This is a genomic window from Deltaproteobacteria bacterium GWC2_65_14 (assembly GCA_001797615.1).
GTDB lineage: Bacteria > Desulfobacterota > Deferrimicrobia > Deferrimicrobiales > Deferrimicrobiaceae > GWC2-65-14.
In genome coordinates this window covers 1-19,181 of record MGPV01000032.1, presented here as the reverse complement: position 1 = coordinate 19,181, position 19,181 = coordinate 1, and the positions used below count along the sequence as shown (strand labels likewise).

The window sequence follows — 19,181 nt, the reverse complement described above, 5'->3', positions numbered from 1 at the left end:
GCCGGGAAACGGGAAAGAGGAAACGACGATGACCAGGGTAGCCATATTCGGGGCGACGGGATACACCGGGTTCGAGCTGATCCGGCTGCTGCTGTCCCACGCGCGGGCGAGGATCACGGCGCTCTCCTCCGAACAGCACTCCGGCCAGCCGGTGGAGCGGGCCTTCTTCCCCTTCCGCGGCAGCCTCGGCGGGGTCCGGTTCGGGAAGATGGAGGAGATGCTCGGGGAGAAGTTCGACGCGGCCTTTCTCGCCCTTCCGCACACGGTGTCCCAGTCGGTCGCCGGGAAACTGCTCGAGCGGGGGGTCCGGGTGATCGATCTCTCGGCCGATTTCCGGTTCCGCAGCCCCGCGGAGTACGAGGCGGTCTACGGCGTGAGGCACGGGCACCCCGGCCTCCTGGGGAAGGCGGTGTACGGCCTCCCCGAGGTCTACCGGGCGAAGCTGCGGAAGGCGCCGCTGGCGGCGGTCCCAGGCTGCTTCCCCACCGCGGTCGTCCTGGCGCTCTACCCCCTCCTGCGGGAGGGGCTGATCGAGCGGCAGGGGATCGTGGCGGACTGCAAGACCGGGGTTTCCGGCGGGGGAAGGAGCCCGGCGCCCGGGTTCCACTACCCGGAGGTGGAGGGGGGAGTGAGGCCTTACGGTCTGCCCCGCCACCGGCACAACGCGGAGATGGACCAGGAGCTCTCCCTCGCCGCCGGGGAACCGGTCGCGGTCACCTTCGTCCCGCACCTCCTCCCGATGGTCCGCGGGATCCTGGCCACCTGCTACGCCGTCGCGCGGCCGAAGGTCACGCGGAAGGAGATCGACCGGGCGTTCCGGAAGGCTTACGGGAAGGAGCCGTTCCTGCGGGTCTGCCCGGACGGGGTCCTTCCCTCCACGAAGGATGTGCGGGGAAGCAACCGCTGCGACCTGGCGGTTTCCCACGACGCCTTGAGCCGGCGGGTGATCGCGGTCGCGGCGATCGACAACCTGGTGAAGGGGGCCTCGGGCGCCGCCGTCCAGTGCTTCAATCTCATGATGGGCCATCCGGAGGAGGAAGGTCTGCGGCAGGCGACGCTGTTCCCGTGAGCGCGGCCGGAAGAGGCGTGGCCGTGGTGATTCCCGCCCGGTACGGATCGTCCCGGCTGCCGGGGAAGCCGCTGGCCCCGATAGACGGTCGTCCGATGGTGTGGTATGTTTGGAACAATGCGGTGAACGCGCGGTGCGCCTCTCGCGTCGTCGTGGCCACCGACGACGACCGGATCGCCGAGGCGGTACGGGGGTTCGGGGGGGAGGCGGTCATGACGTCCCCCGGTTGCGTCTCGGGGACGGACCGCGTGGCGGAAGCCGCGCGGGGTCTGTCCGAGGAGATCCTGATCAACCTCCAGGGCGACGAGCCGCTGATGCACCCCTCGGTGATCGACGCGGTCGCGGGGCCGCTGCTCGCCGATCCGGAGGTTCAAATCTCCACCGCGGCGCTGCTCCGGGAGGACCCCGAAGAGTTCGTCCGTCCCTCCGTGGTCAAGGTCGTGGTCGACGACCGCGGGGACGCGCTCTATTTTTCCAGGTCCCCCATCCCCCACTACCGTGACTCCGGCACCGGCCGGTACCGGAAACACCTGGGAATCTACGGGTACCGGAAGGACTTCCTGCTCGGGATCTCCGCCCTTTCCCCCTCCTCCCTCGAGGAGGCGGAGCGGCTGGAGCAGCTCCGGGTGCTGCAGAACGGGTTCAGGATCCGCGTCGTGGACGTGGAGTTCGACTCGGTGGGCGTGGACACCCCCGAGGACCTTCTCGCGGTGGAGCAGAGGATATGCGCCCGGAAAAGACCGTAAAGCCGAAGTACATCTTCGTCACGGGGGGGGTCGTCTCCTCCCTGGGCAAGGGGCTGGCCGCCGCCTCCATCGGGGCGCTTTTGGAAGCCCGGGGGCTTCGGATCACCATGCTCAAGCTCGACCCCTACATCAACGTGGACCCCGGGACGATGAACCCGTTCCAGCACGGGGAGGTCTACGTGACCGAGGACGGAGCGGAGACCGACCTGGACCTGGGCCACTACGAGCGGTACACCTCCACACGGATGGGGAAGAAGAACAACTGCACCACGGGGAAGATCTACCACTCCGTGATCACGAAGGAGCGCCGGGGCGACTACCTCGGCGGCACGGTGCAGGTCATCCCGCACATCACCGACGAGATCAAGCGGGTCATCTATTCGGCGGCGCAGGGATACGACCTGGCGATCGTGGAGGTCGGGGGGACGGTGGGCGACATCGAGAGCCTCCCGTTCCTCGAGGCGATCCGGCAGGTGAGGACCGACCGGGGGAGGGAGAACGTCCTGTATGTCCACGTGACGCTCGTCCCCCACATCCGGACCGCCGGGGAGCTCAAGACCAAGCCCACCCAGCACTCCGTGAAGGAGCTGCGCTCCATCGGCATCCAACCCGACATCCTCCTCTGCCGGACCGACCGGTCGCTCCCGCGTGAGATCAAGGCCAAGATCGCCCTCTTCTGCAACGTCACCGAGGACGCGGTCATCACGGCCCGGGACGTCGACCTGATCTACGAGGTTCCCCTGGTCTTCCACCAGGAGGGACTCGACGACAAGATCATGGAGCTGCTGAACATCTGGGCGGGAGAGCCCCGGCTCGAGGCGTGGACCCGGGTCACCGAGCAGTGGAAGAACCCGGTGGGGGAGGTCACGATCGCCATCGTGGGGAAATACGTCAACCTCCGGGAATCCTACAAGAGCCTGAACGAGGCGCTCACACACGGGGGGATCGCCCACTCGATCCGGGTGCTCCACCGGTATGTCGATTCCGAGGAGGTCGAGCGGCAGGGGGCCGAGGCGCTGCTCAAGGGGGCCGACGGGATCCTCGTCCCGGGCGGCTTCGGCTCGCGGGGGGTGGAGGGGAAGATCGCCGCCGTGCGGTATGCCCGGGAGAACCGGGTCCCCTTCTTCGGGATCTGCCTGGGGATGCAGGTCGCCGTCCTGGAGTTCGCCCGGAACGTCTGCGGCGTCGCGGCCGCCACGAGCCGGGAGCTGGACCCCGGGAGCGAGTGCCCCGTGATCGACCTGATGCCCGACCAGCGGGAGGTGCAGGACAAGGGGGCGACGATGCGTCTCGGGGCCTATCCCTGCCGGGTGGCGCGGGATTCGTTCGCCTTCCGGGCCTACGGGGTCCCCGAGGTCTCCGAGCGGCACCGCCACCGGTACGAGTTCAACAACGAGTACCGGGATCTCCTCTCCTCCAAGGGGCTGCGGATCAGCGGGCTGTCGCCCGACGACCGGCTGGTGGAGATCGTGGAGATCCCCGGCCACCCCTGGTTCCTCGGCTGCCAGTTCCACCCCGAGTTCCAGTCCCGGCCGATGTCCCCCCATCCGCTCTTCCGGGACTTCATCGGTGCGGCGCTCGCCTTTACGCGGCAGGCGGCCGCGTCCGAGAGCGTCTCCTCCGTCACGGAGAGCTCCCCGCGGCCGGTCCCGAAAGAGGCCGGTCGTTGATCGAGCGGGTCGCGATCGCCGGGAGGTTCCAGGCCGGAGCCGGCTGTCCGCCCCTGTTCATCGCGGGTCCCTGCGTTCTCGAGTCGGAGCCGCTCGCCCTTGCGGTCGCCGATGCGCTCGCCGTTCTCGTCTCCCGCCTGAAGATCCAGGCGGTCTTCAAGGGATCGTTCGACAAGGCGAACCGGTCGGCCCGGGACTCCTACCGGGGGCCGGGCCTCGCGGAAGGGCTGCGCATCCTCGGGAGGGTCAGGGAACGGACCGGCCTGCCGGTGACGACCGATATCCACGAGCCGCGCCAGGCGAAGCCGGCCGCGGAGGTGGTCGACATGCTCCAGATCCCCGCCTTCCTCTGCCGGCAGACCGACCTGCTCCTGGCCGCGGGGGAGACGGGACTTCCGGTGAACATCAAGAAGGGGCAGTTCATGGCCCCGTGGGACATGGCGAACGCCGTGGAGAAGGTGGCCTCGACCGGCAACCGGTCGGTCCTGGTGACCGAGCGGGGGACCACCTTCGGATACAACAACCTGGTGGTCGACTTCCGGGGGATCCCTGCGGTCCGGGAGGCGGTCTGCCCGGTCCTTTTCGACGCCACCCACAGCGTTCAGCTTCCCGGGGGGGCCGGGCGCGCGTCGGCCGGCGACCGGCGGTACGTGGGGCCCCTCGCCCGGGCGGCGGTGGCGGCAGGGGCCGACGGGGTCTTTCTCGAGATCCACCCCGACCCGGAGCGGGCCCTCTCCGACGGCCCCAACAGCCTCCCGCTGGACGACCTGGAGCCGCTCCTGCGGACCCTCCTGGCGATCCGGAGCGCCGTGGAGGCGACGGGGGGAGCGGGCCCGGCGGGCCGCGGGTCCCAGCGGTCCGGGGGGTGAGATGGCGGACGTGAAACGACGGAGAAAGGCGGTACCGGCGATGAGCGAGGGGGGGACGAACCGGGCGGCGAAGCTCGCGGAGCGGGCGTCCCGCGTGTTGTCCACCGAGGCGCGGGGGATCGAGGGGCTTTGCGGGAAGCTTGCGGAGAACTTCGCGCAGGCGATCGACATCCTGCTCAACACGACCGGAAAGGTGGTGGTGACCGGCGTGGGGAAGTCGGGGCTGATCGGGCGGAAGATCGCCGCGACGCTCGCCTCGACCGGGACCCCGGCCTTCTTCCTCCACCCGGCCGAGGGGATGCACGGGGACATCGGAATGGTCCGGAAGGGGGACGCGATCATCGCCCTGTCCAACTCCGGGGAAACGGAGGAGATCGCCCGGATCCTGCCGATCTTCAAGCGGCTGGGGCTTCCGCTGATCGCACTGACGGGGAGACCGGGCTCCACCCTCGCCCGGCTGGCGGACGTGACCCTCGACGTCGGGGTCAAGGAGGAGGCCTGCCCCCTGGGGCTCGCCCCGACCTCCTCCACGACGGCCAGCCTGGCGATGGGAGACGCGCTGGCGGTCGTCCTGTTCGAGGAGAAGGGGCTCTCCCTGGAGGATTTCGCGCAGCTCCACCCAGGGGGAGCGCTCGGGCACCGGCTCCAGTCGGTGGCGGATGTCATGCACCGGGGAGAGGAGATTCCGCTGGTCTCCGGGGACACCCCGCTCAAGGACGCCCTCTTCACGATCAGCTCGAAGCGGCTCGGCGTGACGGGAGTGTCCGACGGGAGGGGGGCCCTGGCGGGGGTGATCACGGACGGGGACGTCCGGAGAGCGATGGAGCGGGGGACCGATCTGTTCGGGACGAAGGCCCGGGAGGTCATGACGCCGAACCCCAAGAGGATCCTCTCCAGCGAGCTCGCCGCGTCGGCCCTCCGGAAGATGGAGGAGTTCCGGATCACCAGCCTCTTCGTCTTCGACGAGAAGGGGGAGGACCGCCCGGTAGGGATCGTCCACATTCACGACCTGCTCAAGGCGGGGATCGGATGACCCCTCCCCTCGCGAGGCCCGGGGCCGCCGCCAAGGCGGGGAAGGTGCGGATCCTGCTGCTGGACGTCGACGGCGTCCTGAGCGACGGGGGGATCACCTACGACGGTGAGGGACGGGAAAGCAAGCGGTTCCACGTGCGCGACGGGCACGGGATCAAGATGATCCAGCGCGCCGGGATCGAGGTCGGGATCATCAGCGGCAGAAGCGCGGAGGCGGTTTCCGTCCGGGCGGAGGAGCTGGGGATCTCCCTGGTCCGTCAAGGGGTCTTCGACAAGGTGGCCGCATGGCGGGAGATCCTGGAGGAACGGGGAATCTTCCCCGGTGAGACCGCCTACGTGGGGGACGACGTCGTCGACCTGCCGCTCCTGCGGCAGGTGGGGTTCGCGGCGGCGGTCGCCGACGCCGAGGAATATGTGCGGTCCGCCGCCGATTACGTCTCCTCCCGGCCGGGGGGGCAGGGAGCGGTACGGGAGATCGTCGAGTTCATCCTCCGGTCCGGCGGCCTCTGGGAGCAGGTGGCCGGGAAGTATTTCCGGGACGGGAGCCCGGGATGATCCGGGGGATCGTGCTGGCGGCGGCCGCGCTGGCGCTGTTCTCCTGGGCCTATCTGCTCTCCCTGCAGGCCGCGAAAAGCCAGCAGACTTTCGGGGGAAACGGGTCGGCCGCCGCGCGGTACCGGGAGCCGGAGATCCTCCTGGGGGGAGTGGAGGTCCGCGAGATCCGGGCGGACGGCCGGTCCCAACGGTTCTCGGCGGAATCGGCCTCCTACGCCGTGCTGTCGAAGCGGTTCTCGGCGCAACGGGTGACGCTGACACTGAAGGGGGAGGGCGACAAGGTCGTGGTGCGCGCCCCGCGCGGGGAGTGGGACATGGAACGCGGGACTGTCGATCTCCCGGAAGGGGGGACGGCGGAGAGCGGCGGCGGGTGGACCGCCTCGGTTCCGGAGGCGCGGGTGGAGCTTGGGGAGCGCCGGTTGACCGCGGGGAAGGCCATCCTCTCGATCCCGGGAGTCCGGGTGACGGGGAGCGGCCTGGTCTGGCGATGGGAGGAAGGGACCGTGGAACTTTCCGCACCGGAGAGCCTCGTGGTTCCCGACCGGCTGGGGAAGGATGCGGCCCGGAAGGAGAGGGGGGGGACACGATGACAAGAACGTTCCGATGCGGCGGGCGGACCGCCGGGAGGTGGAGGGTCTGCCTGCTGGCCCTCCTGGCCCTTGCGGCATGGAGCCGTTCCCTGCAGGCTGCGGAAGGGAAGGGAGCGCGGGCCGATGTGCAGGGGAATCTCCCGATCGAGATCACCGCGGACCGGCTCCTGGCCGACAGCGTGAAGGAGACGGTCACCTTCGAGGGGAACGTCCGGGCGAAGCAGGGGGAGGTGACCCTCTTCTCGGACAGGCTCTTCGCCGAATATCAGGGGACGGGAAGAAGCGTCGAGAAGATCACCGCCGAGGGAAACGTCCGCGTCCTCCACGCGGGGAGGGAGGCGCGCGGCGAGCGGGCGGTCTTCTACAACCAGGAGCAGCGGATCGTCCTCTCGGGAGGGGCCGGGCTGGTGCAGGGAGAGGACTCCCTGAAGGGGGACACGGTGACGATCTTCCTGCAGGAAAACCGGTCCGTCGTGACGGGAGGAGAGGGGGGACGGGTCCGCGCCGTGATCCATCCCCGGGGCATCCTGGAGCGGAAGGAGAAGACCGACCGGTGAACGCCCTTGCCGTCCAGGGCTTGCGGAAGCGGTACCGGAACCGGGAGGCGGTCAAGGGGGTTTCGCTCGAGATCGCCCCGGGGGAGGTCGTCGGGCTGCTGGGGCCCAACGGGGCCGGAAAAACCACCATCTTCTACATGATGGTCGGTCTGATCCGGCCCGACGGCGGCACCGTGACGCTGAACGGGTCGGAGATCACCGGGCTCCCGATGCACCGGCGGGCCCGGATGGGGCTCGGCTATCTCCCCCAGGAGCCCTCGGTTTTCCGGAAGCTGACGGTCCGCGAGAATATCCTCGCCTTCCTCGAGGAGCTGCCCCTCTCCCCCGGGGAGCGGGAGGAGCGCCTCCGGGGGCTCCTTTCGGAGATGCGGATCTCCCACGTGGCGGACTCGATGGGATATGCTCTTTCGGGGGGGGAGCGGCGCCGCGTGGAGATCGCCCGCGCCCTGGTGATCTCGCCCGCGTTCCTCCTCCTGGACGAGCCCTTCGCCGGGATCGACCCGATTTCTGTGGCCGATTTGCAACAGGTGATCCTCGGATTAAAAGAACGGGGGATCGGGGTTATAATAACGGATCATAACGTGCGCGACACGCTGAAGGTGTGCGATCGCGCCTATATCATCTCGGAGGGGGAGATCCTCCTCGCCGGGGACCCGGAGGAGATCGCGGCCTCTGCGCGCGTCCGGGAGATCTACCTGGGGGAGCGGTTCTCCCTGTGAGACGTACGGGAGCGGAATGGCGTTAGAGCTGAGACAGACGCTGAAGCTGACCCAGCAGCTGGTGATGACCCCGCAGCTGCAGCAGGCGATCAAGCTTCTGCAACTTTCGCGCCTGGAGCTTCAGCAGGCGGTCCGGGAGGAACTGGAGGTCAACCCCGCCCTGGAGGAGACGTCGGAGGGGGCGGGCGAGGAGCAGGCCGACGCGGCCCCGGAGACGGAGACGGCGGAGGAGGCTCCCCCTCCGGCGGCCAAGGACAGCCTCATCGACCGGATCGACTGGAACTACTACTTCGGGGACGGCGCCACGTCGGGAGGAGCCCGGGGAGAACGGGAGCGGGAGGAGGACGACGGCCGCCCCTATTACGAGAACCTGCTGACCCGGAAGCCGTCGCTCTCCGAGGTTTTCGAGGAGCAGATCCGCCTCTCGGACGCCTCCGGGACCACGAGGGAGATCGCCCACTACCTGATCGGAAACCTCGACGAGAACGGGTATCTCAAGGTGTCCGCGGAGGAGACCGCGGAAGCCCTCGGGAAGCCGTTGGCCGAGGTGGAGGAGGCGATCTCGAGGATCCAGTCGCTCGAACACTCCGGCGTGGGGGGGCGGGACCTCCGGGAGTGCCTCCTGATCCAGGCGCGGGAGAAGGGAGAGGAGTTCTCCCTCCCGGTCCGGATCCTGACGGAGCATTTCGACCTGTTCTCCCGGGGGGACGTCGCCGGGATCGCGAGGCGGCTGAAGGTCTCCCGGGAGGTGGTCAAGGAGGCCTTCCAGAAGCTGGTCACCCTCTGGCCCAAGCCGGGGAGGGCCTTCTCGGGCGACGACGTGCAGTACATCACCCCCGACGCCTACGTGTTCCGGGTCGACGACCGGTGGGTGATCACCCTGAACGAGGACGGGCAGCCGCGGCTGCGCCTTTCCTCCTACTACCGGGACCTCCTCCAGTCCGGGGATAAGCTCGGCAAGGAGGACCGGGAGTTCCTCAAGCAGAAGGTCAACTCCGCGCTCTGGTTCATCAAGAGCATCCAGCAGCGGCAGCGGACCATCTACAAGGTCGTGGAAAGCATCGTGAAGATCCAGGACGCCTTTCTCGAGCGGGGCTCCACGCACCTCAAGCCGCTCACCCTCCGGGACGTGGCGGAGGACATCTCGATGCACGAGTCGACCGTGTCCCGGGTCACGAGCGGGAAGTACCTGTACACCCCCCACGGGATCTTCGAGTTGAAGTTCTTCTTCAACTCCGGGCTGAACCGGGAAGGGGGGAGGGAGGACATCGCCTCCAAGTCGGTGCAGGAGAAGATCCGGGAGATCCTACGGAGCGAGGGGGAGAAGCCCTACAGCGACCAGGACCTGGTCCGGCTGCTCCGGAACCAGGGGATCCGGATCGCGCGCCGGACGGTGACGAAGTACCGGCAGTCGATGGGGGTGCTCCCCTCTTCGAAGCGAAAGAAGCTGTTCTGATGTCCGCGAATCCGCAATACCCATAAGGAGGGCGTAGGCGTGAGCAACATCTCCGTGACGTTCCGTCACATCAACCCGAGCCAGCCGCTCAAGGAGTATGTCACCGAGAAGCTGGGCAAGGTGCAGAAGATCCTGGAGGACCCCTTCGAGGCGAACGTGACGCTCTCGGTGGAGAAATACCGGCACATCGCCGAGGTCTTCTTCAACGCGAAGGGGATCACGGTCAAGGCGTTCGAATCGACCGACGACCTGTACTCCGCCATCGACCTGGTGTGCGACAAGGTCGAGCGGCAGCTGAAGAAATACCGGGAGAAGCGGAAGGAGAAGGGGCAGGGGCATGCCCCCCTCGTGTCGGGCTCCTCCCTCACCATCCGGGAGGAGGCCGGGCCCCTGATCGTCCGGTACGACAACTTCCTGCCCAAGCCGATGAGCGTGGAGGACGCGGCGCACCATCTGGACATCCTGAAGATCGACGTCTTCCTGTTCATCAACCAGGAGACGAACCAGCCCAGCGTCGTGTTCCGGCAGCAGGACGGGAACATCGGGTTCACGGAGCCGATGGCCCGATGAAGATCCTGGACATCGTGACTCCCGCGGCCGTGCTGGACGACCTCCGCGCCGAAACCAAGGAGGGGGTCCTCCGCGAACTTTCGGAAGTGATCTCGGGGATGGTCCCGTCGCTGCCGGCGGACCGGCTGACGTCGATCCTGATGGAGCGGGAGAGCCTCGGCAGCACCGGGATCGGGGACGGCGTGGCCATCCCGCACGGGAAGGTGGCCGGGATCGAGCGGCTGGTCGCCGCCTTCGGCCGCAGCCGGAAGGGGGTGCAATTCCACTCCCTGGACGGGAAGCCGGCCCACCTGTTCTTCGTCATCATGGCCCCGGAGTACTCCGCCGGGATGCACCTGAAGGCGCTCGCGCGGATCTCCCGGCTCCTCAAGGACGAGCGGTTCCGGCGGTCCCTCCTGGAGGCCGCGGACGCCGACGGACTGCGCAGGATTTTCCAGGAGGAGGACGGCCGGGGATAGCGGACCTGCCCCGGCGAAGGAGGCTTCCGAAGTGCCGGTCACGGGGGAACACGGGACGATCCACGGCGTGCTGGTGGAGGTCTTAGGCGTCGGCGTGCTGCTGTTGGGGCCGAGCGGCGTCGGGAAGAGCGAGTGCGCCCTCGACCTCATCCTCCGGGGACACCGCCTGGTGTCCGACGACGTCATCCACCTGGAACGGCGCGGCGCGGAAACGGTCCTGGGGGCCGGAGACGAGCTGACCCGTCACCACATGGAGATCCGGGGACTCGGGATCATCAACATCCGGGACCTCTTCGGGCTCATGGCCGCCGTGGACCGCAAGAAGGTGGAGCTGGTGATCCGGATCGAGGAATGGGACTCGAAGAAGGAGTACGACCGTCTCGGCGTGGACGACAGCCGGTTCGAGATCCTCGGCGTAAGCCTCCCCACGCTCCTGATACCGGTATCCCCCGGGAGAAACCTGGCGACGATCGTGGAGGTCTCGGTACGGAACCACCTCCTCAAGACGCAGGGGGTCTTCTCCGCGCGCGGGCTCGTCGAGCGGCAGGGGCGGCGGGCGGGGGGAGGAGGCCCGAAGGAATGAGCGCCCGCGGGAGGCGGAGGGTCCGCGTCGTGATCGTGACCGGGCTCTCCGGGTCGGGGAAGAGCACCGCCACGAAGGTGTTAGAGGACATCGGGTACTATTGCGTCGACAACCTCCCCCTCGTCCTGCTCCCCCGGATCGTGGATCTCGTGTCCGAGGCCCGGGGGGACACGGCCAGCATCGCCCTGGTGGCCGACGTGCGGGGCCGGGAATTCCTGGCCGGCTTCACCCGGGTCCTGGAGGAGCTTCGCCGGGGGCCGCACGACGTTCACGTCCTCTTCTTCGACGCCGGGGACGACGTCCTGCTGCGCCGCTTCAGCGAGACCCGGAGAAAGCACCCCCTCGCCGGGAAGGGGGGGGCCAAGGAGGCGATCCGGCGGGAGCGCGAGATGCTCGCCCCCCTGCGGGAAGCCGCCGACACGGTGCTCGACACCTCCCAGTACACGGTGCACCAGCTCCGGGACGCCCTCCTGCGCCGCTTCCGGAAGGAGCACGGGGGGAGCCTCCAGGTGGGGATCGTCTCCTTCGGCTACCGGTACGGGATCCCGCTTGAGGCCGACATGGTGGTCGACGTCCGGTTCCTCCCCAATCCGAACTTCGTCCCCGGCCTGAAGAGCCTCACCGGACTGGACCGGCGGGTGCGGAACCACGTGACCGGCTTCCCGGTCACCCGGAAGTTTCTGGAAAAGCTGACCTCGTTCTTGAAATTTCTCCTCCCCCTTTATACAAAGGAGGGGAAGGCCTATTTCACCCTGGGGGTGGGGTGCACGGGGGGCAGGCACCGTTCCGTGGCGCTGGCCGAGGCGGTTTCGGCCGCCTTGTCGCGCGGGGGGAATCCCCCCGTCGTGACACACCGCGACATCTCCCGGTCTTCCCCGCCGGGCAGGAGTTCGAAATGATCGGAATCGTTCTGGCCTCCCACGGGCGGCTCGCGCTCGAGCTGCTCCGGACCGCGGAGATCATCGTCGGGAAGATCGAGAACACGGTCACCGTGGAGATGGACCCGAAGATGGGGATGGAGGAGTTCCACAAGGCGATGGAGGGGGCGATCCGCACGGTCGACTCCGGGAACGGGGTGCTCCTGCTGATCGACATGTTCGGGGGGACCCCTTCCAACATCGGACTTTCCTTCCTGGGGACGCACAACGTGGAGATCGTGACGGGGGTGAACCTCCCGATGATGATCAAGCTGCCGATGGCCCGCACGACGATGCCTCTCCCGGAGCTGGCGGAGTATATCCGCGACTACGGCAAGCGGAACATCGCGACCCCCGGGGAGATGCTCCGGAAAAAGGCCGAAAAGAAGTAGCGATGCCGATCGTGCTGGTCAGGGTGGACTGCCGGCTGATCCACGGCCAGGTCGTGGAGACCTGGGTTCCCCATACCGGAGCCGACTGCCTCCTCGTGGCGAACGACGACCTGGTCGCCAATCCCTTCCTGCGCTCCGTGATGGAGATGGCGGTGCCCGACGGCGTCCACGTGGTGTTCTGCCCCGTGAACGAGGTCCTCCGCGTGCTGTCCGAGATCGACCGGAAGGGTGAGAAGGCGATCCTGCTCTGCGCCTCTTCCGGGGACGCGCTGGAGATCTACCGCCGCGGGGTCCGGTACGCCGCCCTGAACATCGGAAACCTGCACTATTCCTCGGGGAAGGTGGAGGTCTCCCCCTCGGTCTTCTTCGCACAGGAGGACTTCGAGGCGGTGGATTGCCTCTCCCACCTCGGGGTGTCCGTCACCATCCGGGCCACGCCGTTCGATCCCGGGACCTCCTTCGACGCCGGGGAGGGGGAAGGATGATCTGGAGCATTCTCCTGGCCGCCGTTCTGGGTGGGATCTGCTACCTGGACCGGACCGCAGCCTTCCAGGTGATGCTTCACCGGCCGCTCGTGGTCGCCTCGATCATGGGCGCCGTGTTCGGGGACCTCGCCGCGGGGGCCCAGGTGGGAGCCGTCCTGGAGCTTCTCTACCTCGTCCGTCTCCCCGTGGGGGCCTCCATTCCTCCCGACGACACGGGAGCCGCGGTGTTCGGGGGGGCGGCGGCGGCGGTGGCCTCCTCTTCCATCGGGCTCGACGGCGGCAGCTTCACCTCGATCCTGCTCCTCTCGGTCCCGTGCGCCGAGCTGGGAAAGCTCGCGGACCGTTTCGTGCGGCGCGCGAACGGGAGGATCGCGCGGCTCACGCTGGAGTCGGTGGAGCGGGGCGACTCCGAGGCGGTCCGGCACGGCCTCCTGGCCGGCCTCTGTCTGTTCGCGGCCTCCGGAGTCGCGCTTTCCCTGCTTTTCGCGGGGCTCGGCGTCTCCCTCTCCGGGGTTCTCCTTCCCCGCTTCGGGCCGGAAAGCCGGGAGCAGCTCTCGGCCCTCCTCCCCGCGATCCCGCTTTTGGGCGCCGCGTCCGTCTTTTCCTGCAGCCGCACGGAAAAGACGGCGCCGGTCTTCTACCTGACGATGACGGCGGTGTTCGCCGCCACCTTCCTCTTCCGGTGGGCCGGGTGATGGGCGGGGGCGTCCGTCCGGTTCTCCGGAAGATCTGGCTTCGGCAGTTCCTCCTGCAGGGGTGCTGGAACTACGAGGGGATGCAGAACGTGGGGTTCGCCTACTGCATGCTCCCCGCGCTCCGGGAACAATACAAGGGACGCCCGGAGGAGCTGATCCGGGCGCTGAAGCGGCATCTGGAGTTCTTCAACACCCACCCGGCGATGGCCGGGGTCGTCCTGGGGGCTTCCGTCCGCCTCGAGGAGCGGGTGGCCGAAGGGGAGGCCGATCCCCGGGCGATCGGGACCTTCAAGGTGGGGCTCATGGGATCGCTGGGGGCGATCGGAGACTCCTACTTCTGGGGGGCGCTCAAGCCGATGGCCGCGGCGGCGGGGGCGATCCTCTCCCTCGTCCATCCGCTGCTGGGGATCGCGGCGCTGCTCCTGTTGTACAACGTGTCGCACCTGGCGATCCGGTACCGCGGGTTCGTCGCCGGGACGGAGGGGGAGGAGCGGGCGGCCCGGTTTCTCCGGGGGGAGGGGCTCGCGAGAAAGACCGAGGACCGCAAGCTGGTCGCCGCGATCCTGGGGGGCGCCTACGCGGGGGTGATCGGGAGCCGGACCGCGCTGATGTTCGGGGGAATCGCGACGGCGGCGGCGGTCCTTGTCGTCGCCGCCCTGCTGGTGCATCTGTTCAGCACGTTTTTCCGGAAGGCCGTGTCGCCGTCGGAGCTCCTGCTGTTCCTGCTCGTCGTCGGCACCCTGACTCTCTGGTAAAGGACGCCGGGGAGGACGTGAACGGATGGAGGAGGGGAGGAACCGGGTGGAGCGGCAATTTGAAATCGTGAACCGGCTGGGGCTGCACGCACGGGCTGCGGCCAAGCTCGTGCAGCTCGCAAACCGGTTCGCCTCCGAGATCCGGATCGCGAAGAACGGAGTGGAGGCCAACGCGAAGAGCATCATGGGGGTGCTGATGCTCGCCGCCCACCGGGAGTCCTTCGTCCTGGTGCGCGCGGAGGGACCGGACGCCGCCGACGCGATCAAGGCGATCGGGACGCTGATCGCCCAGAAGTTCGGAGAAAAGGAGTAGCCCGGATGCCCGGATCCGCGAGACAGGGCGGGATGAAGGTGATGCGGGGGATCCCGGCCTCCCCCGGGGTGGCCATCGGGAAGGGGTTCTTCCTGCGGCGGGAGCTGCCGCGGTCCGTCCTATCCACCGTCCCGAAGGAGAAGGTCGACGACGAGGTCGACGCGTTCCGGAGGGCGGTGGCACGCTCCCGGGAGCAGATCCGCGCGATCCGGGGGGAGATCCAGGACAGCTCGTCGGAGCCCTACCAGATCCTTTCCACGCACCTCGCGCTGCTCGAGGACTCGATGCTGGTGGACCAGACCGTCGGCGCCATCCGGGAGGACCGGTTCAAAGCGGACTGGGCCTTCAACCGGGTCCTGAAGGACCTGCTGGAGACCTTCCACCGGATCGAGGACCAGTACCTCCGCGAGCGGGGACACGACCTCCGCCAGATCGGGCACCGGATCCTGGAGAACCTCGCGGGCCGGGGGGTGGAATCGGTCGCCTCCATCCGGGAGCCGGTGATCATCGTCGCGCACGATCTCTCCCCGGCGGACACGGCGCAGATCCAGAAGAGCAGCGTCCTCGCCTTCGCGACGGACGTCGGGAGCAGGACCTCCCACACGGCGATCACCGCCCGGTCTCTGAACATCCCCGCCGTGGTCGGGCTGGAGAAGGTGACGAAGGAGTTCGGGGGAGCCGAGGAGGTGATCGTCGACGGGGAGGAGGGGGTCGTGATCCTGGATCCCACCCCCGAGGCGGTGCGGGAGTATACCGAGAGGAAGAAGGCCTACTCCGTCCGGATCCGGGACCTCGCGAAGTTCGCGCGCCTGCCGGCCGTCAGCAAGGACGGGAAAGCGCTGACGCTCCTCGCGAACATCGAATTTCCGGAGGAGGCGGACCTCTCCCTCCGGAGCGGGGCGGAGGGGGTGGGGCTCTACCGGACGGAATTTCTCTACATGAACCGGAAGGATCTCCCTTCGGAGGAGGAGCAGTTCCAGACCTATCGGCGGGTCGCGGAGCGGTTCCGCACCGGTCCCGTCACCGTGCGGACCCTCGACCTCGGGGGGGACAAGTTCGCCTCCCAGGTCGACCTGGCGTCCGAGATGAACCCCGCGATGGGGCTGCGGGCGGTCCGGTTCTGCCTCCGGGAGAAGGAGATCTTCAAGCAGCAGATCCGGGCCGTTCTCCGGGCCTCCGCCCACGGGAACGTGCGGATGATGTTCCCGATGATCTCGGGGGTCGGGGAGCTCCGGGCCGCGCTGGCGGTCGTCGAGGAGGCGCGCGCCGAGCTGCGGCGGCGGCGGGTTCCCTTCAACAAGCGGATGCCGGTGGGGATCATGGTCGAGATCCCCTCCGCGGCCCTCATAGCCGACCTGCTCGCGCGGGAGGTCGATTTCTTCAGCATCGGGACGAACGACCTGATCCAGTACGCCCTGGCCATCGACCGGATCAACGAGCATGTCTCCTATCTCTACGAGCCGCTCCACCCGGCCATCCTCCCGCTCACCCGGAGGATCGTCGAAGGGGGGCACGAGGCCGGGATCCCGGTCTCCATGTGCGGGGAGATGGCGGGGGAGCCGATGTACACCTACGTGCTGCTCGGGCTGGGTCTGGACGAGCTCTCCATGAACGCCGCCTCCATTCCCCGCGTGAAGCGGATCGTCCGGAAGTCGGTGGCGTACGAGGCGAAGGAGTTCTCCGGGAGCCTGCTCGCCCACGGGACCGCCGAGGAGATCGGAAAAATATTGCGCCGGAAGCTGGAAGAGTTGTTCCCGGAAGACCGGTTTTGACGTATAATCCGTAGGTTTTTCCCATATTGGAACCAGGAGCGTCGCGGACATGAGCGAATACCTGTTCACCTCGGAGTCGGTCACCGGGGGACATCCGGACAAGGTGGCGGACCAGATCTCCGACGCCGTTCTCGACGAGGTCCTCCGGAAGGATCCCCGGGGAAGGGTCGCCTGCGAGACGATGGTGACCACCGGCCTGGTCATGGTCGCCGGGGAGATCACCACGACCGCGCAGTTCGACATCCCGGCCCTCGTCCGGGACACGATCGCCTCGATCGGGTACACGGGGAGCTCGAAGGGGTTCGACGCGCACAACTGCGGGGTCGTGACGATGATCGGGCGGCAGTCGCCGGACATCGCCCGGGGGGTGGACCGGAGATCGCCCGGGAAGCAGGGGGCCGGCGACCAGGGGATGATGTTCGGGTTCGCCTGCGACGAGACCCGGGAGCGGATGCCGATGCCGATCGCCTACGCCCACCGGATCTGCGGCCGGCTGACCGAGGCACGCGAGAAAAAGGTGCTTCCCTGGCTCCGACCGGACGGCAAGAGCCAGGTGACGGTGCGGTACGTCGACGGGGCTCCGCGGGAGATCACCGCGGTGGTCTGCTCCGCCCAGCACGGGCCGGAGGTCAGGAGAAAGGAACTCACCGAGGGGATTCTCGAGGAGGTCGTCCGGAAGTGCATCCCGCCGGAGCTGCTCTCCCGGAAGGCGAAATTCTACATCAACCCCACCGGCCGGTTCGTCGTCGGCGGCCCGCACGGGGACACCGGGCTCACCGGCCGCAAGATCGTCGTGGACACCTACGGCGGGTACGGCCGCCACGGCGGCGGGGCCTTCTCCGGGAAGGATCCCTCGAAGGTCGACCGCAGCGCCGCCTATATGGCCCGCTACGTGGCGAAGAACATCGTCGCGGCGGGACTCGCCCGCAGGTGCGAGCTCCAGCTCGCCTACGCGATCGGGGTGGCCGAGCCGGTATCGGTGATGGTGGAGACCTTCGGGACGGCGAAGCTCCCGCCGGAGAGGATCTCCCGGGCGGTCGGGGAGACCTTCGACCTCCGCCCCGCGATGATCATCAGGGAGCTGAACCTCCTGCGGCCGATCTACCGGAAGACCGCGGCACTCGGGCACTTCGGCCGGGAACTGCCCGAGTTCACCTGGGAGAGGACGGACAGGGTCCAGGCGCTCCGCAAGGCCGCGGGCCGGTAGGCGCAAACCGAGCAAAAGGGGGTACGGGTCGATGGTCCGCGGGAAGCAGCACGACGTCCAGGAACTCCGCCTGGCGAAGGCGGGGAGGGACCGGATCGAGTGGGCGAAGAAGGAGATGCCCGTCCTGCGCTCGATCGGGGAGAGGTTCGCCAAGGAGAAGCCGCTCGCCGGCGTCCGCATCTCCGCCTGCCTCCACGTGACCACCGAAACCGCGGCGCTGATGCAGGTCCTCGACGCCGGAGGGGCGAAGGTCGCGCTGTGCGCCTCGAACCCCCTGTCCACCCAGGACGACGTGGCCTCCTCACTCGTCAAGCACGACGGGGTCTCGGTCTACGCGATCAAGGGGGAGAACCGGAAGACCTATTACGACCATATCCTCCAGGCGTTGTCGGTCGCGCCCCACGTGACGATGGACGACGGGGCCGACCTCGTCTCCGTCATCCATACCCGCAGGAAGGAGTACCTGCGGGAGGTGGTCGGGGGAACCGAGGAGACGACGACGGGGGTCATCCGACTGCGGGCGATGGCGGACCGGGGGGTGCTCCGCTACCCGATCGTGGCGGTGAACGAGGCGAAAACCAAGCACTTCTTCGACAACCGCTACGGGACGGGGCAGTCCACGATCGACGGGATCCTCCGGGCGACGAACCGGCTGATGGCGGGATCCTGCTTCGTCGTGGCCGGGTACGGGTGGTGCGGCCGCGGCCTCGCGATGCGGGCCCGGGGAATGGGGGCGCGGGTCCTGGTCACGGAGGTCGATCCCCTGCCGGCCATAGAGGCGGTGATGGACGGCTTCGAGGTCGTCCCCCTCTCCGAGGCGGCCCCGGCGGGAGACATCTTCTGCACGCTGACCGGAAACCTCCACGTTCTGCGCCGGGAGCACTTCGCGCGGATGAAGGACGGGGCGATCGTCTGCAACTCGGGGCACTTCAACGTCGAGATCGACATCCCCGCGCTGCGGAAGATGGCCCGCTCGGTGCGCACGATCCGCCCCTTCGTGGAGGAGTACCGATTCCGGAACGGCCGGTCGGTCCACGTCCTGGCGGAGGGGCGGCTCATCAACCTGGCTGCCGCGGAAGGGCACCCCGCGACCGTCATGGACATGAGCTTCGCGAACCAGGCGCTCGGCGTGGAATACCTGGTCCGGCACCGCTCCGACCTCGAGAACCGGGTCTACCCGGTTCCCGAGAAGATCGACCGGGAGATCGCCCGGCTCAAGCTCCGGGCGATGGGGGTCCGCATCGACCGGCTGACCCCGGAGCAGAAGAGATACCTCGTCTCCTGGGAAATGGGCACCTAGCCCGGCCCACGGCCCCCATTCGGATATCGAGGACCGGGCCCCTGGCTCGCGGGGGAGGTCCCCGGTTCTTGTTGCGCCAAATCGTGGGGGCGCCCGGGACCGGCTCCGCCGCCTCTGAGGGGGGTTCGCTTCGCCCGCCCTCCGCCCCCGGTTCAATCTTTTTATCTCCGCTCATCCCCCCTCCTTCGGCTGGCTCCGCCCCGTGTGCGCCCCGTCCCGAGGGCGCCTGTGACTGCGGCACCCGCCGCCTGGGACCCGCAGCGATGCGGGGGATGGAGGGAGGCCTGTGGAGCGAGGTGCGGCTTTCGGCGAGCCAGGGTTCCAGGTCAACGGCGGTCCCGGTCCCGGGCGACCTGTGTCGGGAGCTGTCTAGCGGGGGGTGCCCCGGAGGAGGAGCGCCCCGGTCGCGGCGAAGAGGGCCCCGGGGAGCCACGCGGCGAGGAGGGGAGGAAGGAGCCCCTTATTCCCCAG

Annotated in this window: 21 protein-coding genes and 1 pseudogene; all 22 read left to right on the top strand. The window is 68.4% G+C overall.

Annotation, left to right across the window (positions count from 1 at the left end; all coding sequences use genetic code 11):
* Window positions 1-28: 28 nt before the first annotated feature.
* Window positions 29-1,069, top strand: a complete 1,041-nt coding sequence (locus tag A2X88_10410) for an N-acetyl-gamma-glutamyl-phosphate reductase (protein OGP34334.1) — start codon at window positions 29-31, stop codon at window positions 1,067-1,069.
* Window positions 1,070-1,086: 17 nt separating this feature from the next.
* Window positions 1,087-1,815, top strand: a complete 729-nt coding sequence (locus A2X88_10405) for a hypothetical protein (protein OGP34363.1) — start codon at window positions 1,087-1,089, stop codon at window positions 1,813-1,815.
* A pseudogene (locus A2X88_10400) lies at window positions 1,794-3,395 on the top strand (CTP synthase). Before A2X88_10405 ends, A2X88_10400 begins: the two are co-directional and overlap by 22 nt.
* Window positions 3,396-3,484: 89 nt before the next feature.
* A complete protein-coding gene (locus tag A2X88_10395) occupies window positions 3,485-4,354 on the top strand; it encodes a 3-deoxy-8-phosphooctulonate synthase (protein OGP34362.1) in 870 nt (289 codons plus the stop codon).
* 40 nt (window positions 4,355-4,394) lie between these two features.
* Window positions 4,395-5,387 carry a D-arabinose 5-phosphate isomerase gene (locus tag A2X88_10390; GenBank protein ID OGP34361.1) on the top strand — a complete coding sequence of 331 codons (993 nt, stop codon included), beginning with the start codon at window positions 4,395-4,397 and terminating at the stop codon, window positions 5,385-5,387.
* On the top strand, window positions 5,384-5,941 hold the full coding sequence (locus A2X88_10385; protein ID OGP34333.1) for a phenylphosphate carboxylase subunit delta: 558 nt from the start codon (window positions 5,384-5,386) through the stop codon (window positions 5,939-5,941). The genes A2X88_10390 and A2X88_10385 overlap by 4 nt, the downstream gene beginning before the upstream one ends.
* On the top strand, window positions 5,938-6,531 hold the full coding sequence (locus A2X88_10380) for a hypothetical protein (protein ID OGP34332.1): 594 nt from the start codon (window positions 5,938-5,940) through the stop codon (window positions 6,529-6,531). Before A2X88_10385 ends, A2X88_10380 begins: the two co-directional genes overlap by 4 nt.
* Before the next feature lie 62 nt (window positions 6,532-6,593).
* Complete coding sequence (locus A2X88_10375) at window positions 6,594-7,088, top strand: lipopolysaccharide transport periplasmic protein LptA (protein ID OGP34360.1); 495 nt, start codon at window positions 6,594-6,596, stop codon at window positions 7,086-7,088.
* A complete protein-coding gene (locus A2X88_10370; protein OGP34331.1) occupies window positions 7,085-7,807 on the top strand; it encodes an LPS export ABC transporter ATP-binding protein in 723 nt (240 codons plus the stop codon). Before A2X88_10375 ends, A2X88_10370 begins: the two co-directional genes overlap by 4 nt.
* 16 nt (window positions 7,808-7,823) lie before the next feature.
* A complete protein-coding gene (locus tag A2X88_10365) occupies window positions 7,824-9,263 on the top strand; it encodes an RNA polymerase sigma-54 factor (GenBank protein OGP34330.1) in 1,440 nt (479 codons plus the stop codon).
* Window positions 9,264-9,311: 48 nt separating this feature from the next.
* Window positions 9,312-9,833, top strand: coding sequence for a ribosomal subunit interface protein (locus tag A2X88_10360; GenBank protein ID OGP34359.1), 522 nt, complete (start codon window positions 9,312-9,314; stop codon window positions 9,831-9,833).
* The gene (locus A2X88_10355) at window positions 9,830-10,291 is read left to right on the top strand and encodes a PTS fructose transporter subunit IIA (GenBank protein ID OGP34329.1); all 462 of its coding nucleotides are present in this window, start codon (window positions 9,830-9,832) and stop codon (window positions 10,289-10,291) included. The genes A2X88_10360 and A2X88_10355 overlap by 4 nt, the downstream gene beginning before the upstream one ends.
* Window positions 10,292-10,322: 31 nt before the next feature.
* A complete protein-coding gene (locus A2X88_10350) occupies window positions 10,323-10,874 on the top strand; it encodes a hypothetical protein (protein OGP34328.1) in 552 nt (183 codons plus the stop codon).
* Entirely contained in the window at window positions 10,871-11,773 is a 903-nt protein-coding gene (locus A2X88_10345) for an RNase adaptor protein RapZ (protein ID OGP34327.1), read from the top strand. The genes A2X88_10350 and A2X88_10345 overlap by 4 nt, the downstream gene beginning before the upstream one ends.
* Entirely contained in the window at window positions 11,770-12,183 is a 414-nt protein-coding gene (locus tag A2X88_10340) for a hypothetical protein (protein ID OGP34326.1), read from the top strand. Before A2X88_10345 ends, A2X88_10340 begins: the two co-directional genes overlap by 4 nt.
* A gap of 2 nt (window positions 12,184-12,185) precedes the next feature.
* Window positions 12,186-12,668, top strand: coding sequence for a hypothetical protein (locus tag A2X88_10335; GenBank protein OGP34325.1), 483 nt, complete (start codon window positions 12,186-12,188; stop codon window positions 12,666-12,668).
* A complete protein-coding gene (locus A2X88_10330; GenBank protein OGP34324.1) occupies window positions 12,665-13,363 on the top strand; it encodes a hypothetical protein in 699 nt (232 codons plus the stop codon). The genes A2X88_10335 and A2X88_10330 overlap by 4 nt, the downstream gene beginning before the upstream one ends.
* Window positions 13,351-14,118, top strand: coding sequence for a hypothetical protein (locus A2X88_10325; protein ID OGP34323.1), 768 nt, complete (start codon window positions 13,351-13,353; stop codon window positions 14,116-14,118). The genes A2X88_10330 and A2X88_10325 overlap by 13 nt, the downstream gene beginning before the upstream one ends.
* Window positions 14,119-14,143: 25 nt before the next feature.
* Entirely contained in the window at window positions 14,144-14,431 is a 288-nt protein-coding gene (locus tag A2X88_10320; protein OGP34322.1) for a phosphocarrier protein HPr, read from the top strand.
* 38 nt (window positions 14,432-14,469) lie between these two features.
* On the top strand, window positions 14,470-16,203 hold the full coding sequence (locus tag A2X88_10315; protein ID OGP34358.1) for a phosphoenolpyruvate--protein phosphotransferase: 1,734 nt from the start codon (window positions 14,470-14,472) through the stop codon (window positions 16,201-16,203).
* 49 nt (window positions 16,204-16,252) lie between these two features.
* On the top strand, window positions 16,253-17,410 hold the full coding sequence (locus A2X88_10310) for a methionine adenosyltransferase (protein OGP34321.1): 1,158 nt from the start codon (window positions 16,253-16,255) through the stop codon (window positions 17,408-17,410).
* 31 nt (window positions 17,411-17,441) lie between these two features.
* On the top strand, window positions 17,442-18,710 hold the full coding sequence (locus A2X88_10305; GenBank protein OGP34320.1) for an adenosylhomocysteinase: 1,269 nt from the start codon (window positions 17,442-17,444) through the stop codon (window positions 18,708-18,710).
* Window positions 18,711-19,181 lie beyond the last annotated feature (471 nt).